Here is a 15,888-nt window from a genome sequence, read left to right as displayed (position 1 = left end):
CGGCTTTTTTCTTTCCTTATGATTGGTTGACAAGGACAGGCTTTAGTTGATCGAGTGCTTGTTTGAAGTCGCGTTTGAGGTCTTCTCCGTTTTCGACTCCCACACTTAATCGAAGCAGCCCATCTGTAATCCCTCTTTTTTCTCTTTCTTCTTTTGGCATAGCGGCATGTGACATTTTGGCTGGGTATGACAGAATGGATTCGACGGCACCGAGGCTGACGGCGAATACAGGTAATGTGACGGCATCCACCAATTCTTTGACTGCCGCTTGGTTTTCTAGTTCAAATGAGAGAACTGCTCCAGCTCCGCTCGCTTGCTTTCGCTGAATGTCTGCCCCAGGGTGGTCATCTAAGCCTGGATAGTATACTTTTTTCACCGCTGGATGTTCTTTCAGGAATGAAGCGAGTTCAAATGCCGTTTGGCTTGCTTTTTCTAATCTGACCTGAAGGGTTTTTAACCCTCTTAATACGAGCCAGCAATCCTGCACGCCAAGGACCGCACCGAAGGAGTTTTGCAGCGAATAAAGCTCCTCACCCAGTTTCTCGTCTTTCACTACAGCTAACCCTGACAGTACATCACTATGACCGCTCAAAAATTTCGTTGCGCTGTGCAGGACAACGTCAACACCAAGATCGAGCGGACGCTGAAGAGCGGGTGTTAAAAATGTATTATCTAAAAATGTCAGACAGTCATGTTCTTTGGCAAGCTGGACGACTCCCCCAATATCCGTAATCCCTAGAGTCGGGTTTGACGGCGTTTCCATGTAAATGACTTTTGTATTCGATTGAATGCCTCTTTTGATTTCAGTCAAATCCGTCATGTCCACAAAGGTATGCTCAATGCCAAATCGCGAAAGAACTTGGGTGATCATCCGAAATGTACCACCGTACACATCTCTTGTGACAAGGACGTGATCTCCTTTTGATAATAGAAGAAAAGCGGTTGAGATGGCTGCCATGCCTGATGCAAAAGCAAGCCCTCGAGTTCCTCCTTCTAGCGCCGCAATCGTATCCTCTAATGCTTGACGTGTAGGAGTCCCCGACCTTGAGTAATCATATTGACCGAAATCATCAAAGCTGCTTTGATGAAAGGTGGACGCATGCTGAATCGGCACACTGACTGCACCTGTTGAACGGTCTGTTTTGAATGCATTATGAACGAGTTGGGTTTCGAATGTCCAATCATGTGTGGTCATTTGGCATGTACCTCCTCTTTTACTTGTGATAGTGCCTGCTTTAGGTCTGCCTTCAGGTCATCTACGTGCTCAATACCAACGGAGAAACGGAGCAGTTTGTTACACACACCGTTTGCAATGCGAATTTCCTCAGGAATATCCATGTGCGTTTGCGTCGCAGGATACGTAATGAAGCTTTCGATTCCGCCAAGACTTTCAGCAAAACATATCGTTTTCAGCTGCTTTAAAAATGGATTGACCCAGTCCTCTTCGGCTACACGGAATGACAGCATTCCTCCCTTGCCTGGGTAAAGGACATCTTGAATTTCTGGCTGTTTCTTTAGAAACTCAGCTAGCTCCTTCGCATTTGCCTCGTGCTGGCGCATTCTAAGAGCCAGTGTTTTCATCCCTCTCATTAACAGCCATGAGTCAAATGGAGATAAAACGGCGCCAATTGCGTTTTGATGCTGGAACATGTCTTCAGAGAGCTTCTCTCCTTTTGTCACCACAAGCCCGGCAAGAACGTCATTGTGTCCACCTAAATATTTGGTTGCACTATGGATGACAATGTCCGCTCCAAGCGTAATCGGCTTTTGCAAAACGGGTGTGTAAAAGGTGTTATCGACAATGACCAAAGCGCCATGTTCTTTTGCAATCTTCGCTATTTTTTGAATATCCGCTTCCTGCATAAGTGGATTTGTCGGCGTTTCAATAAAGACTGCTTTTGTGTTTGGCGTGATTTTAGAGCGTAAACAGTCTTCATCTGAAAAATCATCGTAAAGAAAACGTAAGCCGTACTTTTTCCATTCGTTTTCAAACAAACGGTATGTACCGCCATATAGGTCTGATGAGACGATGAGTTCATCACCGCTTTCAAATAGCGCCATGATCGTTTGGATCGCAGCCATTCCCGAACTGAAGGCAAATCCGGCCGTCCCTTTTTCGAGTGAAGCAATCGCATCCTCTACAAGCTGTCTTGTTGGGTTTTTCGTACGAATGTAATCAAATCCGGTTGATTCCCCTATGCCTCTATGTCTGTAGGCTGTTGAAAGATAAACGGGGGGACTGACCGTACCAGTCGCCTCTTCGCTGCGGTTTCCAATTTGCGCTAATGTCGTTTCCACATGTTCTGTCATTTGACACCATCCTAAGTAAAAATCTGATTTCAAAACAGAAAACCCCTTCTTCATAAGAAGAAGGGGTTTTAATCGCTTCCTCTTATCTTCCAAGCAAAAAAGCTGCTTGCTGGATTTAGCACCTTGGTACATCACATGAAGTGATGCATACCGGTTGCTGAGGTTTCAAAGGGCCAGTCCCTCCACCTCTCACGATAAGAATGTGTTGTCTGTCTGTTCTAATTCCTAATACTGTAACGCATTAAATCTCATTTTTCAAGAGGAATCTGAACAATTAATTGAAATTTTCTGTATTTTATAACAGATTCGGTGTTAACTGAATTGATTGCATGTTAGCATATAGGAACAACGCTATTTTTCATGTTACAATGAATGGAAACGTTTCACTTTGTGATGAAATCGGTTAGCTGGAGGAATGGATTATGGTGAAGAAAACAGGCATTATTCAAGAAGAAACATTACATTCAAAAGAACTTGGGGCGGATGTGACCCTTTTGATCTATTTGCCAGTCAATTATTCCCCCCTTTATACATATCATGTCATCATTGCCCAGGATGGTCATGATTATTTCCGCTTAGGCAAAATAGGCAGACAGGCAGAAGAATTGATGCAAAACAAAGAAATGGAACGCTCCATTATCATTGGTGTTCCTTATGAAAATGTCACGGAAAGACGGAATACGTATCATCCAGACGGCACAAAATTTGAAGCGTATAAACGCTTTTTAGCAAATGAACTTGTCCCTTATATTGATACGCATTATCCAACCTATCAAATTGGCTCAGGTCGCACGTTTATTGGTGATTCACTAGGTGCTACAATTTCTCTTATGACAGCGATTGATTATCCTTCTTTATTTGGCGGACTCATTTTGCAGTCACCTTACGTTGATGAGTCAGTCTTAGAAGCTGTTAAACAGTCGACAGCCCTTTCTCATTATGCAATTATCCATCAAATTGGACTGGAAGAAACGGCTGTGAAAACGACAGATGGCCAAGTGCTTGATTTTATTCAGCCAAACGACGATTTAAAGGCACTTCTTGAACAGTCAGGTGCGGATTATTTATTTGAGACATTCGAAGGGGATCATAAATGGACGTTTTGGCAGCCGCTCATTGCGCCTTCGTTAAAAAGAATGCTCCCATATTCGTTAATCAACTGAATTTTGTTATAATAAACAATAATAAATACTTTCTTAATCAGGAGGGAACAAGATGAAATACGGAGTTGTTATATTTCCATCAAAAAAATTGCAAGATATTGCGAACTCTTACCGGAAGCGTTATGATCCGAACTATGCACTCATACCGCCTCATTTAACACTTAGAACACCTTTTGAATTAACGGATCTAGAAGCGGCTGAGGTCGTCTCAACGTTAAGAGAGTATGCAAAAAATGTTTCTCCTATTACGTTACGTATTAAAAAATTCAGTTCATTCGCTCCTGTAAACAACGTCATTTATATGAAAGTAGAACCGAACGAGGAAATCATGGCGCTCAATGAAAGATTGTACGCAGATCCACTTGAAGGTACACCTGAATATGCCTTTGTTCCGCATGTAACAGTGGCTCAAAAACTATCAGATGATGAGCATTCAGACGTACTTGGCACATTAAAGCTGAGAAAGATTGACCATGAAGAAACAGTGGATCGCTTCCACCTTTTATATCAATTAGAGAACGGATCTTGGACCGTCTATGAAACATTTATTTTAGGAGAAGAGGGTTAAGTACACTTGAAAACAGTCATCGCAACAGCACAAACACAACGAGAAGATGCATATTACGTTCGAAAAGAAGTATTCGTCAAAGAACAAGAAGTCCCAATAGAGATTGAAATAGATGAACTAGAAGACGAGGCCATTCATTTTGTCATTTATAACGATGACATGAAGCCTCAGGCAGCCGCTAGATTACGGATCATTGAAGGGCCAAAGGCAAAGCTAGAACGAATTTGTGTGTTAAAAGAGGCGCGCGCTTTCGGCCTTGGCCACAAACTATTAGAAGCGCTGGAAACAGAAGCCATTGCGAATGGAGCGAAGGAAGCAGTTATGCACGCACAAGTCCAAGCTCTTCCTTTCTACGAAAAAAAAGGCTACAAAGCCGTATCTGAACCGTTTGAAGAAGCGGGGATCACACATGTCAAAATGACAAAAACACTGTCTGTTTGACCAAAAGAAAAGCCAGAGCATTCAAGATGCCCTGGCTTTTCTTTCTTTATCATCGTTCGTCAATGGAAGAAAGCGCAATCATTTATATATACGTATTAATATGAACGCCTTTACCTTCCTCCATAAACATATCTCGTACAAAGCGTTCCCGCTTTTTTTGTTGTACTTTCGTTTCCGCTTCTGTCACTAAGTCCTCTTTTTTCTCCAGCTCTCTGTATATCTTGTCATGAAAAGTGCGAGTAACCTTAGTTACTTTCGCGTAGTCTTCTTTATCCTGAGGAGCAGGACGATTGATATATTGAAAATACAGATCCGGCTGAATCGGGGCTATATATCCCATCAAGAACGCCTCCTTTGCTTCTCTTCTACTCTACTATTCCCTAATTAATACTGTTTGAAACACGTCTCATTTGATATGATTAGATGTGTTTCTTTTTAAGATTGATTAACTATTGGAGGACTAGCTTTGAAATGCGCACGACGACATGATCGAACGATCTCATTACATACGTATTCGAGAGAACATTATCAATTCCTCCATGACGAGGGAAAAAAAGGGCACTTATTCTGCCCATATTGCGGACAACCAGTCTTTTTTAGATTAAATATACATGAAGAACCTGCCTTTATTCATAAACATATGACGCAGCAAGAGATGTGTGAACAAGCAGAAGAACAAGAAGATCAGAAAAAAAATGCAGAGCAAGAGGAAAGTGCTACCTATAAAGAACTTGGGGGCTTCCGTTTTCCAACAGGTAAACAAATCATCTCGCAAACGAATGAATCATATGACTGGCAGGAACCAAGGTCGATTCAATTTAGTGATGCGTTACATTTAGAAGAGAATGAACAAGCACATACCATCGATCTCTTTCCGCATATCACCTTTAGCACACCGCAGCTTCAAGCTGTCACACATAAAGACGGTCCAATGCTGGTGCTGGCTGGCGCTGGCAGCGGGAAAACAAGAGTCCTGACAGCAAGAGCGGCTTATCTCATGTCACATCATCATATTCCTGCTCACCATATCTTACTCGTGACTTTCACCACAAAAGCCAGCAGTGAAATGAAAGAAAGACTGCGCAAGCAATATCAGCTTCACCCATCACAAGCAAGCCAAGTGGTGACAGGCACTTTCCACAGTCTTTTTTATAAAATGCTGCTTCACGATGACGCAAACAAATGGAACGGCCAGCACCTGATCAAGTTTGATTGGCAGAAGGAACAGTACATTCGGAAAGCCATCATGAATGAAGGACTAGATGAAAAAAACTACCCTACCGATCAAGTCCTGCAATCGATCGGCTTTTGGAAAAATGCTTTTTTACCAGGCGAGCTTCCTGATTTGAAGGATGAAAAAGAAAAACACATGTGGACGATCTATCAATCTTATGAACAGCAAAAACGAGACAATCAGCAATTTGACTTTGATGACATGGCCATTGCCTGCTTGCACATGCTGACAGAACAGCCTGAACTACTGAAACGATATCAAGAACGGTTCAAGTATATTTTGGTGGATGAATTTCAGGATATAAATCCAGTTCAATATCAATTGATTCAGCTATTAGCTGGAGAAACTGAGCAGCTATTTTGTGTCGGTGATGATGATCAAGCCATTTATGCGTTTAGGGGCAGTAACCCTGCTTTCATTCTTGAATTCAAACGGGACTACCCTTCGGCTCAGATTGTCCACTTACATGCCAATTACCGGTCGCATCATACAATTGTCGCAAGTGCGGATGCCATTATTAAGAAAAATCAGCATCGTTATGAGAAAACGTTAAAAGCCGTCCGTTCGGAGACAATCCCGCCTACGCTCTTTTATCCATATGACGAGGAAGAGGAAGCGACCATGATCGTGGCAGACATTCAGGAGAAAATCAAAAACGGCGCAAAGCCTAGTGATATCTGCGTGCTCTTTCGCACCAATACGGGAGGCCGCGCGATTTATGAGCGTCTGCATCAATCCGCGATTCCGTATGAGACGGAATCTGGTGTCAAAGCCTTCTACAGCAGACGAATTGTTCGGGTTCTTCTCGCCTTTCTCTCTTTAAGTCAGGATGCTGATGATGTGGCTGCTATGAAACAGCTGCTTCCGGTTTTCTTTTTAAAGCAGCAGACCTTAAACACAATGAAGGCACTGACCATCACGGAAGATTGTTCAATGGTCGACGCACTCGGAAAACTAACAGATATTCAGCCGTTTCAACAGAAAAAGCTGCAATCCATTGTTCCTCTGTTCCGCACGTTACGAAATTTAAAGCCGTCTGACGCTGTGGCGTTTATTGAACAAAAGATGGGACTTGGTGATTACTTAAAAAAACGAGTGAATGATACGAATGTACTTGAAAAAGGGGCTGATGATGTACGAGATGTAAAAACCGCCGCCAAACGCTTTGAAACGATTGAAGCCTTTCTCGCACACGCCGAACATATGAAGTCTGCCGAAAAGGAAAAAACAGACGAACCAGGTGTTCAGCTCATGACGATTCACCGTGCAAAGGGACTGGAATTCCAAACGGTGTACATCACTTGCGTTGTCGACGGAGCACTGCCTCATGATTTCTCACTCGATGAACTCAGAAACGGTGAAGAAGAAGCCTTGGAAGAAGAGCGCCGTTTATTATACGTGGCTATGACAAGAGCTGAACAATCTCTTTATCTATCGGTTCCATCATTTAGACGAGGAAAAACCGCTCATCGCTCGCGCTTTTTGTATCCCCTTCTAAAGAAAAACCGAGAATTATTCGCAGAAAAACAACAGGCCCCCCTCTAAGCGGAGAGCCTGTTGTTTATTTTTTGTTGTTCATCATTTTAGCGATGGTATTGAAATCAAGCTTTTCTTTTCCACTTGTAATCGATTGAACGATTTTGTCTTCCATTTCTTTCGGTACACGTTTATTCGCAAGCTGCGCTACTTTTTTAATGACGCCTCGAACCGTTGCTTCATCTTTAAAGTTGGCATTTTGCAAAGAACCTGCAAGCTTAAAAACATCGTTCATATTCACACCCGTTTTATTTTCAACGCTTTTAAAGAATTTATTATCCATTCATTTGCCTCCTCTTTGTGGAGTAATCACCTTACTATATGAAAATAGGCGAGATATGTGCCTATCCTAAAGCCTTGTTTGCCCAAAGAGAAAGGAAAGCAAAAGGCTCCCCTATTGCTTCCCTCACCTTCTTACTGTTTAGTTAAAGAAAGAAGCACCAACGATGATTAGAAGGATGAAAAGCACAACGACAAGAACAAATGTTGATCCATATCCGCCGCCATAACCTCCGCCGTAGCCGCCGCAAGAACCGCCACCGTAACCGTAACAACTCATATATAAGCACCTCCTCTTCTCCCTTACAAAATATGAAAAATACAACAAATGGTTTGGACGATCACATAAAAAAGTGCGGAATTTTTATTTCTGCTGTTTAAAGACGTAATCTGCCTCTCCATGACGTATCATGAATGCTTCTGTTTCTTTCGCAAAAGCATCCATTTTCACGCCAAATGCTTTTAAATGCTCCTCAAGATCCTTCGCTTTATCCGTTAGATCCATTTCAACCTTTTCATGCGCTTGCTCTTTCCCATCATGGGGGTTAGTGAACAAGGAACCGATTAATTGTTCGAATGCATCCATTCTGGTCACCCCTTCTCTCTTACATATGCATCACTCAAAAAAAGGGCAACAAAAAAACCGGATAAATCCGGCTTTTGTTTTTCCTTTATTGAGGTTTCTTTTTGTTTCCACAGCCGCAGCCTGCTTTTTTAATTTTCTTCGTATAAACAGATTGTTGATTTGACTGCGCTGGATAACCTTGAAGCGTATGTGACGGCGTTTCAGTTGGTTTCATCGCAACCCTTCCTTTCCTATTCCATGATAGTATATGCATTTTTTAAAAGCGTGTCTGATCAGAATGCCTGTTTATTTCACCAGCTTTGAGACGATCGCTTCAATAATGCCTGCTGCTGCGGCAATCGCTAATAGTAAATTAAGCCACATGCTAATGACAGGAAATAATATGTATATCAGAAGTAAAGCAGCAGTGCACCACATGCCAGTACACCAATAACAGCTTAACAGCTCTCCTACCCAAGACCGCAGCCCTTTACCTTTAATGATGATATATGTCTCTACTTCACCTTGTTCATTGACCTCTTCTTGTTCTTCATGAAATAAACGGCGGAAAGGAGCAGTAATGGTATCAAACACAATGAGCCTCGTCAGTCTAAAGGATGCGAGGGCAAACACGACAAATGACAAAGCACCGCTCAGGAGCCTCCACCTCCTTCTTTCTTCTTTTTTGCGTCCTTTCTTTATATATGCAAAAAGAAAGACCGCCATGATGAATCGAGCAGAAATAAAATTGGGTTGTACTTTTTCACACTTTCCGATTCCACCTTGAGCCTCTGCTGCATTAAATAATGTATAGATAAGAAAGGAGTGAAAGTATTGTCTATTGAAGAAAGTGCTGATTTATTATACACACAACTGTTAAACGAATTAATCAGCAATTATGATGATTTCATTGAGATCAAAGATTCCGAAAATGTCACAATTCATAAAACAGATGTAACAGCCGCACTCTCCCTTCAAGCGACCGTAACGACAATCATTACTCTTTTAATCCAGCTTCTTGTACCAGACGATGAATTGGCTGCAGATATCACAGATCAGATTTTAGCCACACAACAAGTGACAGTCCAAAAGAAAACTGTGATTCAAATCATCAATTGCCATAACATCACGATTACATTAACTGATGCATCCATTATGAACTCCGTCCAAATTCTCACTCAAACATTGAATGTACTCTTAGTTGAAGCCGGCATTCTTTGACCCTTTCTTTTTCTAACATCATGTATGAAAGAGGTGAAATAGCTTGTCTGAAAATAATAAAAAACAAGATTACAATATTGATACAAATGTAGACCCTTTAACCAGCCTGCTTGTCAGTGATGTTTTAAATAAGTACAACATTACAGCAGAAAATAGACGCCCTTTAGATGATGAACAAAAAAGAAATATTTTAAAATTAGTTGAAGACCTTCAAAAGAAGGCAAATGATTTTGTTGAATCACAGAAAGAAAAAAAACGTCAAGAAGAAACTCAAGTTGCTCAACAACCAGAAGCAACTGATTCAAAAACTAGGCGTGGAAAAAGAACAAACACATTGAGACATCGTATTCATCAGCGAAAGGAGACTGAATAAAACAACAATGAATAAAAATGGGTGCTTATATCAAGGTATTTGCCTCAATCCAAAATCAATATTTCGCATTTAATAAAGTAAACGAGAGGAGGAAGAGAATATGGAATCAAAACCTTATTCATGGGTAGCACTTGATCGCAACTGTACACATCAAGAACACCACCATCACTTCGATAGAAAGCCTGTATGTCATGACCATTGTGATGATGACGAAAACGTTTTACAAATAGCGGAGCAATTTTCGCAAAATAAGCAAATTTCAGAAGAAGTCATCATTATTAGGGATTCTTGCGATATCAATGTTTCTACAGTTGATGCTCAAATCGCAGTTTCTATTCAAGTAGCGATACAGCTGGCCTTAGTTGCAATTATTAACATTTCGATTGCTGACAATGACTTAGCTGATGAAATCGCACAAGATCTAGTACAGTTAACGTCATCTAAACAAGCAAACCGTCAAAAACTTGTCATTGAAAATTCTCGAGATGTAAGTGTTACAACAGTCGATGCAGATGTAGCAGTTTCAGTTCAAGCGCTTGTACAAATTTTAGCTGCGCTAATCGTTGCAATCGGTATCCTCTAATGTCCAAAAGCAGAGCGAAAAGCTCTGCTTTTCCTTTTATAAAAATACAACAAATATAAATGGTCATTTACCCACACCAACTAGAGGGCGCATACATATGTTGTTAAGGACTAAAGTCAAATACCTTGTTAAAGGAGCTGAAATCCATGAGCTGCGGAAAACACCATGGCCGACATGATGAAAACTGTGTATGCGATGCGGTTGATAAGATTTTAGCAGAGCAGGAAGCCGTAGAAGATAAATGTCCTACGAGCTGCTACAGTAATTTATTAAGCCCAACCGTTTCTGGAAAAGATACGATTCCGTTTTTACTTTTCGATAAAAAGGGCGGATTGTTCTCTACTTTCGGAAACATTGGAGGATTTGTTGACGATTGCCAATGCTTCGAATCCATTTTCTTCCGGGTTGAAAAATTACACGACTGCTGTGCTACGTTATCTGTATTAAGACCTGTTGATGTACACGGACATACGCTAAGCGTGTGTCACCCTTGTGACCCTGACTTCTTTGGTTTAGAGAAAACGGACTTTTGTATTGAGGTTGATCTAAACTGCTTCTGCGCAATCCAATGCTTAAACCCAGAGCTTGTCGACAGAGTCATGCCATCGAAAGATAAAAAGCATCATCACCACGGCTAAATCAACCGGCCGTTGATCTAACTTGTCATGAGTCAAAGCATCCCCTTCCTTACGAATGACAGTCAATCATGCGGAGCAGTCAGCATAAGAGCTGCCGCTGCCGCATTGATTGAAAGTAGAAGTATCAGCCGGCAAAGATAGCTTGTAGATGATGACAGTGCTCAAACACTCAAACAAAATTCCTAGTATAGGAGGGTTGAATATGAGCCGCAAACATTCATGGAGCTGTGTAGCAGAGGCTGTTGAAAATATTAACGACTTACAAAATGCCGTCGAAGAAGAATGCCCGACCAGCTGTTACAGCAATCTCCTTTCTTCATCCCATTCATTAGGTGACACTGTCCCGTTTGTTCTCTTTACATCCAAATCAAAACCATTCGTCGCATTCGGAAACGTCGGAGAAGTAGATGCAGGTCCTTGCTTCAGCACTACATTTTTCAGAGTCGAACACATCTCTGACCACTGCGCAACACTCAGCTTGCTTATCGCATTTGACAAAGACCGTCATATTTTAGATTTTACAGACAAAGATTCCGTATGTGATGTGTTCCGATTAGAAAAATCGAAGTATTGCATTGAAGTAGATCTTGACTGCTTCTGCGCAATCGAGTGCTTAAATCCACGACTCATCAACCGTAACTGCTAACAAAAAAAGTCCCTCTATGGGACTTTTTTTATTCGTTAAAAGCCAAGTGGATGAATCGAGGAAATTTCATCTATTGCTAATTCAACTGGATTTCCCCCGCCCGCTGTTCGAATGACCACTGTATCTTCTTTTCGATCCATGATAATCCCTCTATATGTTTTACCATCAGCTTCAATTAGGCAAAGGGCTCTTGGCATATTATGAGGCAGGCTTGTGAGAAAATCGACTTTTTCGTCAATGCTCATCTGACTTAAAGGCTTTTTCACTCGTTTTCTTCTAGGTTCTTCTTTTGTTTCATGAAAAACGCCTTCTGGCGGCTTCTCCTCTTCTCGCTGAGGTTTTCGTTCTTGTATAAGCTCTGGTTCTTTTGTGATGTCTTTTTTTTGAGTAAGCTCTGGTTCTTTTGTGATGTCTTCTTCTTGGGTAAGTTCTGCTTCTCTCATCATGTTTTGCTCTTGCTGACGCGCAGGCGGCTCGGCTTCTTTTTTCTTCTCGATTTCTTGAGCCACAGGTTCCTCGTGTATACTTTCTTCGATCACATCTTTTTCACTCTTAGGACTTTCTTGTGGTTTTTCTGATTTCTTTCGCTTTCTCACAATATTTTGCATGGCCGGCATTGATTCATCATAGCTCGGCTGAACAATATACATAAGCGGCTTCTGGTTCTCATCACCTTTATTTGACATACTAATCCCTCCCGAATGATTCATTCCTTATATATATGAGCGGACGACTCAAATCAGAAGAAAAATAAAAAACAGCATACCCTTATTCGGTATGCTGCAAATCATTTAGTTGTTTAGCGAGCAATGATATGGAAGCCAGAATCAACATGCAGATTCTCACCTGTCATGCCGCGTGATAGATCACTGAATAAGAATAGAGCTGTATCGCCAACTTCTTCAGGAGTCGTTGTACGGCGAAGCGGTGCACGCTCTTCAATATCCTTCAGAATGGTATTAAAACCACTGATGCCTTTTGCAGACAGCGTACGAATTGGACCAGCAGAAATACTATTCACACGAATACCTTCTGCGCCTAAATCAGCTGCTAAGTATTTCACACTTGCTTCAAGTGCTGCTTTCGCTACACCCATTACGTTGTAGTTAGATACTACACGCTCTCCGCCTAGGTATGTAAGCGTGACAATGCTTCCACCTTCTGTCATCAATGGACGTGCTGCTTTTGCTACAGCTGTTAAAGAGTATGCACTAATGTTGTGCGCCAAAAGGAAACCTTCACGGTTCGTGTTTAAGTATTCACCGACAAGCTCTTCTTTGTTTGCAAATGCAATCGCATGCGCAACGCCATGAATGACTTGTACTTTTTCTTTAATTGTAGCGAAACATTTTTCGATTTCTTCGTCACTTGTCACGTCACATGGAAGAATGATTGAATCATCACGCTCAAGTGTGCTTGCAAGTTCTTTTACAGATTTAGCAAGACGATCTCCAACATAAGTAAAAATCAAACGAGCTCCAGCTTCGTGAAGTGAGCGGGCAATTCCCCAAGCGATGCTTCGTTTATTGGCAATACCCATTACCACGATATTACGGCCTTCTAAAGAAAAGTTCATATGTAATAAAGCCTCCTATTTTTTCAAGACATAGTATTAGTACCTGATCATAATATTATCACAGATCATGAGAGAATGACAATTTCCGCAGAAAGAAAGTTTCTTTTTCATCAAAAAACCGTCCTCGCAAATGAAGACGGTTCGATTTTCTTATCGTTTGAGCCGGTTTTGCTGATAAGCAAAGTGATTGGTAGGTCCGTGTCCAGCCCCAATATTCAAAGGGAACTTGATGGCTTCATGGACAAAGGTTTCTGCTGTGTCAAAAGCCTCCCTCATGGAGTATCCTTTCGCAATTTCAGCTGTTAATGCCGCTGCAAACGTGCAGCCTGTGCCATGTGTATGCGGGGTATCAATGTGTTCGTTTGTGACTTCTATAAAGCCTTTTCCATCATACAACAGGTCTGTAATCATCCCGCCAGATGGACCGTGACCGCCTTTGATCACGACATGTTTCGTTCCAAGCTCATATAGGCGCTCCGCTGCTAGATAGCGATCCTCTTTTGTCTGAATCCGCACGCCTGTCAGCACTTCTGCCTCAGGAAGATTCGGCGTTACGGCATAGCTGACAGGCAGCAAGTGTGTTTTCAACGCTGTGACCGCATCTTCATTTAATAAAGAAGCGCCTCCTTTTGCGATCATCACTGGATCGACAATGAGCTTCATGTCATATTGAACCGTTTTTTCAGCAACTATCTTGATCATGTCTGCGCTCCACAGCATTCCTGTTTTGACGGCATCTGGCAGTAAATCCTCTGCCACTGCATCAATTTGACTTTCTAACGCCTCGTTTGAAAGCGGATATACTCCGTGAACACCTAGTGTGTTTTGTGCTGTAATCGCTGTGATCGCAGACATTCCGAACACACCGAGCTCCTGAAAGGTTTTTAAATCAGCTTGAATGCCTGCTCCGCCGCCAGAATCAGAACCTGCAATTGTGAATGCTTTTTTGATCGTCATTTCATCACACCTCTCATTAGCCAATCCATTGATGATAAATGGTTCTTGCTTTTGCCATATCATTTGTGCCATGGACAAGAGCTCTGCCGTCTTTAAATAAGACAAGCTTATATTCATCCTTTTGACAGGAAAGCAAATACGGATTTTCAAGGACATCCATCCCTGCTTTCTTTAACCGAAGAGCCACTTCGTTTAATGGCGGCGGGGTTTCGGCTGCACTGCGGATTTGGACCGTATTGCGGCCGCATAGTACATCTGCTTTCGCTCTCTTGTCATAGGAGAGAAAAGGATATGTCTTCAGTCCGCAGCTTGGACATTGCTTCTTCTTTAAAGAGCTGGTTGATCGGATGTCAGACCGCTCATTGGTCCATAAATCAAAGGATCTTAAAATTGGCGTCACTTGATGACCTGTTAAACACTTCAGGGCATCTGCCACTTGATATGATGCGACCTGCTGCACAACTGGACTAATGATACCGGCTGTATCACATGTCATGCCTTGTGCGGGTAAATGTTCAAGCAGGCAGTGTAAACACGGCGTTTCACCTGGCATGACAGTAAATTGAATACCATAGCTGGCGACACAAGCTCCATAAAGGAATGGAATTTGATGTTTGACAGCAGCATCATTAGCGATCATTCTTACCTCAAAATTATCCGCTGCATCCACGATAATCGAAGCCCCGCTGACAAGTTCATCAATATGTTCAGCGGTCACATCAATGACAATTCCTTTGACATGCACGTCACTGTTCACCTGCTTGAGTCTATTTTCAGCTGCCACAGCCTTTGGCAGTCGATCCTGTACATCTTGCTCCGTGTAAAGCTGCTGACGCTGAAGGTTGCTCCATTCAATATAATCTCGATCCAAAATGGTGACAGATCCAACGCCAGCACGAACGAGCATTTCCGCACTAGCTGTTCCAAGCGCTCCTGCACCAATAATGACAGCCTTTGAGTCATTTAACCGCTTTTGCCCCTCTATGCCGATTGGCTGAAAGAGCTCTTGTCGTGAATAACGTGTGCTCAAAATGCCGGCATTCCTTCCAGCGGACTGCTTGCTGTCCCGTAGTTTTTCAAAGGAATACGTCCCGCCTCGAAGCCTAGCCTTCCTGATTCAATCGCCAGCTTCATGGCTTTAGCCATTTTCACAGGGTCCTTTGCACCTGACACAGCGGTGTTCAGTAATACAGCGTCAGCCCCTAGCTCCATCGCATAAGCCGCATCCTTTGGAGAACCTACACCAGCATCAATAATCACCGGTACCTTTGCCTGCTCGATAATAAATGAGAGATTCAAAGGGTTTAGTAAGCCTTGCCCTGAACCAATCGGCGAAGCACCTGGCATGATGGCATGGACACCAAGCTCTTCTAATTTTCTTGCCAGTACCACATCATCAGATGTATATGGCAGCACGATAAATCCTTCTTCGAGTAGCATTTCGGATGCTTTTAACGTTTCGACTGGATCTGGCAGAAGAGACCTTGAGCAGCCAATGACTTCTACCTTGATCATGTCACACAGTCCAGAAGCCTTCGCTAATCGAGCAATACGAACTGCCTCTTCCGCTGTACTAGCACCAGCTGTATTCGGAAGCAGCGTATATTTTGATAAATCAAGCTGCTCCAAAAAGTTTGGCTGAGATGCTTCGAAAATGTTCATTCTTCTCACAGCAAAGGTTAATATTTCTGCTTCTGATACGTTCACGGCTTCTTTTTGAACTTCAAATGATGGATACTTCCCTGTACCAAGTAATAATCTAGATGTGAATGTTTTTCCGCCAATATGCAGCATGTTG

Annotated in this window: 22 protein-coding genes and 1 riboswitch; of the genes, 9 read left to right on the top strand and 13 right to left on the bottom strand. The window is 42.2% G+C overall.

Going from position 1 to position 15,888, the window contains the following annotated elements:
- Positions 1-16: 16 nt before the first annotated feature.
- Together metC and MHB79_RS05910 are read right to left on the bottom strand one after the other, a co-directional pair.
- The gene (gene metC, locus MHB79_RS05915; protein ID WP_268493124.1) at positions 17-1,195 is read right to left on the bottom strand and encodes a cystathionine beta-lyase; all 1,179 of its coding nucleotides are present in this window, start codon (positions 1,193-1,195) and stop codon (positions 17-19) included.
- A complete protein-coding gene (locus MHB79_RS05910) occupies positions 1,192-2,310 on the bottom strand; it encodes a methionine biosynthesis PLP-dependent protein (protein ID WP_034619989.1) in 1,119 nt (372 codons plus the stop codon). The genes metC and MHB79_RS05910 overlap by 4 nt, the downstream gene beginning before the upstream one ends.
- Positions 2,311-2,389: 79 nt before the next feature.
- Positions 2,390-2,511: riboswitch (SAM riboswitch) on the bottom strand.
- A gap of 221 nt (positions 2,512-2,732) precedes the next feature.
- Between MHB79_RS05910 and MHB79_RS05905 the strand changes: the two genes are divergently transcribed.
- Genes MHB79_RS05905 through MHB79_RS05895 form a run of 3 tightly spaced genes read left to right on the top strand, consistent with a single transcriptional unit; the run spans position 2,733 to position 4,482 of the window.
- Positions 2,733-3,473, top strand: a complete 741-nt coding sequence (locus MHB79_RS05905; protein ID WP_003211044.1) for an alpha/beta hydrolase — start codon at positions 2,733-2,735, stop codon at positions 3,471-3,473.
- Between the two features lie 52 nt (positions 3,474-3,525).
- Complete coding sequence (locus MHB79_RS05900; RefSeq protein ID WP_003210845.1) at positions 3,526-4,041, top strand: YjcG family protein; 516 nt, start codon at positions 3,526-3,528, stop codon at positions 4,039-4,041.
- A gap of 6 nt (positions 4,042-4,047) precedes the next feature.
- Entirely contained in the window at positions 4,048-4,482 is a 435-nt protein-coding gene (locus MHB79_RS05895) for a GNAT family N-acetyltransferase (protein ID WP_340989286.1), read from the top strand.
- 82 nt (positions 4,483-4,564) lie between these two features.
- On the opposite strand, the gene MHB79_RS05890 is transcribed toward MHB79_RS05895, so the two are convergent.
- The gene (locus MHB79_RS05890; RefSeq protein WP_003210759.1) at positions 4,565-4,822 is read right to left on the bottom strand and encodes a hypothetical protein; all 258 of its coding nucleotides are present in this window, start codon (positions 4,820-4,822) and stop codon (positions 4,565-4,567) included.
- A gap of 126 nt (positions 4,823-4,948) precedes the next feature.
- Between MHB79_RS05890 and MHB79_RS05885 the strand changes: the two genes are divergently transcribed.
- A complete protein-coding gene (locus MHB79_RS05885; RefSeq protein ID WP_340989285.1) occupies positions 4,949-7,261 on the top strand; it encodes an ATP-dependent helicase in 2,313 nt (770 codons plus the stop codon).
- 16 nt (positions 7,262-7,277) lie between these two features.
- Here MHB79_RS05885 and MHB79_RS05880 read toward each other — a convergent pair whose 3' ends face one another.
- The 5 genes from MHB79_RS05880 to MHB79_RS05860 all read right to left on the bottom strand — a co-directional run bounded on the left by MHB79_RS05880 (position 7,278) and on the right by MHB79_RS05860 (position 8,753).
- Complete coding sequence (locus MHB79_RS05880) at positions 7,278-7,535, bottom strand: stage VI sporulation protein F (RefSeq protein WP_003212292.1); 258 nt, start codon at positions 7,533-7,535, stop codon at positions 7,278-7,280.
- 138 nt (positions 7,536-7,673) lie between these two features.
- Complete coding sequence (locus tag MHB79_RS05875; RefSeq protein WP_003212017.1) at positions 7,674-7,811, bottom strand: YjcZ family sporulation protein; 138 nt, start codon at positions 7,809-7,811, stop codon at positions 7,674-7,676.
- Between the two features lie 84 nt (positions 7,812-7,895).
- Positions 7,896-8,117 carry a hypothetical protein gene (locus MHB79_RS05870; RefSeq protein ID WP_003211789.1) on the bottom strand — a complete coding sequence of 74 codons (222 nt, stop codon included), beginning with the start codon at positions 8,115-8,117 and terminating at the stop codon, positions 7,896-7,898.
- An 85-nt stretch (positions 8,118-8,202) separates the two neighbouring features.
- The gene (locus MHB79_RS05865) at positions 8,203-8,331 is read right to left on the bottom strand and encodes a hypothetical protein (protein WP_003211271.1); all 129 of its coding nucleotides are present in this window, start codon (positions 8,329-8,331) and stop codon (positions 8,203-8,205) included.
- A gap of 71 nt (positions 8,332-8,402) precedes the next feature.
- A complete protein-coding gene (locus MHB79_RS05860) occupies positions 8,403-8,753 on the bottom strand; it encodes a DUF1360 domain-containing protein (RefSeq protein WP_034620057.1) in 351 nt (116 codons plus the stop codon).
- Positions 8,754-8,921: 168 nt separating this feature from the next.
- On the opposite strand from MHB79_RS05860, the gene MHB79_RS05855 reads away from it, so the two are divergent.
- The 5 genes from MHB79_RS05855 to MHB79_RS05835 all read left to right on the top strand — a co-directional run bounded on the left by MHB79_RS05855 (position 8,922) and on the right by MHB79_RS05835 (position 11,557).
- Positions 8,922-9,317, top strand: coding sequence for a spore coat protein (locus tag MHB79_RS05855; RefSeq protein WP_226805033.1), 396 nt, complete (start codon positions 8,922-8,924; stop codon positions 9,315-9,317).
- 43 nt (positions 9,318-9,360) lie between these two features.
- On the top strand, positions 9,361-9,690 hold the full coding sequence (locus MHB79_RS05850) for a hypothetical protein (protein WP_034619991.1): 330 nt from the start codon (positions 9,361-9,363) through the stop codon (positions 9,688-9,690).
- 100 nt (positions 9,691-9,790) lie between these two features.
- On the top strand, positions 9,791-10,273 hold the full coding sequence (locus tag MHB79_RS05845) for a spore coat protein (RefSeq protein ID WP_003212213.1): 483 nt from the start codon (positions 9,791-9,793) through the stop codon (positions 10,271-10,273).
- 146 nt (positions 10,274-10,419) lie between these two features.
- Positions 10,420-10,911, top strand: a complete 492-nt coding sequence (locus MHB79_RS05840; RefSeq protein ID WP_003211658.1) for a CotY/CotZ family spore coat protein — start codon at positions 10,420-10,422, stop codon at positions 10,909-10,911.
- Positions 10,912-11,113: 202 nt separating this feature from the next.
- Positions 11,114-11,557 (top strand): CotY/CotZ family spore coat protein, encoded by a 444-nt coding sequence (locus MHB79_RS05835; protein WP_144523679.1) that lies wholly within the window; start codon positions 11,114-11,116, stop codon positions 11,555-11,557.
- Between the two features lie 35 nt (positions 11,558-11,592).
- On the opposite strand, the gene MHB79_RS05830 is transcribed toward MHB79_RS05835, so the two are convergent.
- The 5 genes from MHB79_RS05830 to MHB79_RS05810 all read right to left on the bottom strand — a co-directional run bounded on the left by MHB79_RS05830 (position 11,593) and on the right by MHB79_RS05810 (position 15,884).
- On the bottom strand, positions 11,593-12,243 hold the full coding sequence (locus tag MHB79_RS05830) for a CotO family spore coat protein (protein ID WP_003211290.1): 651 nt from the start codon (positions 12,241-12,243) through the stop codon (positions 11,593-11,595).
- A gap of 113 nt (positions 12,244-12,356) precedes the next feature.
- A complete protein-coding gene (fabI, locus tag MHB79_RS05825) occupies positions 12,357-13,133 on the bottom strand; it encodes an enoyl-ACP reductase FabI (protein WP_340989280.1) in 777 nt (258 codons plus the stop codon).
- A 150-nt stretch (positions 13,134-13,283) separates the two neighbouring features.
- Complete coding sequence (gene thiD, locus MHB79_RS05820) at positions 13,284-14,090, bottom strand: bifunctional hydroxymethylpyrimidine kinase/phosphomethylpyrimidine kinase (RefSeq protein WP_340989279.1); 807 nt, start codon at positions 14,088-14,090, stop codon at positions 13,284-13,286.
- A gap of 16 nt (positions 14,091-14,106) precedes the next feature.
- A complete protein-coding gene (locus MHB79_RS05815) occupies positions 14,107-15,120 on the bottom strand; it encodes a thiazole biosynthesis adenylyltransferase ThiF (RefSeq protein ID WP_106030379.1) in 1,014 nt (337 codons plus the stop codon).
- A complete protein-coding gene (locus tag MHB79_RS05810; RefSeq protein ID WP_340989276.1) occupies positions 15,117-15,884 on the bottom strand; it encodes a thiazole synthase in 768 nt (255 codons plus the stop codon). Before MHB79_RS05810 ends, MHB79_RS05815 begins: the two co-directional genes overlap by 4 nt.
- Between the last annotated feature and the right edge of the window lie 4 nt (positions 15,885-15,888).

It is taken from the genome of Bacillus sp. FSL M7-0558, assembly GCF_038003245.1.
In the GTDB taxonomy this organism is placed as follows: Bacteria; Bacillota; Bacilli; order Bacillales; family Bacillaceae; genus Bacillus; species Bacillus pumilus.
The sequence above is the reverse complement of the archived record's forward strand: the minus strand, read 5'-3'. Positions and strand labels throughout refer to the sequence as shown.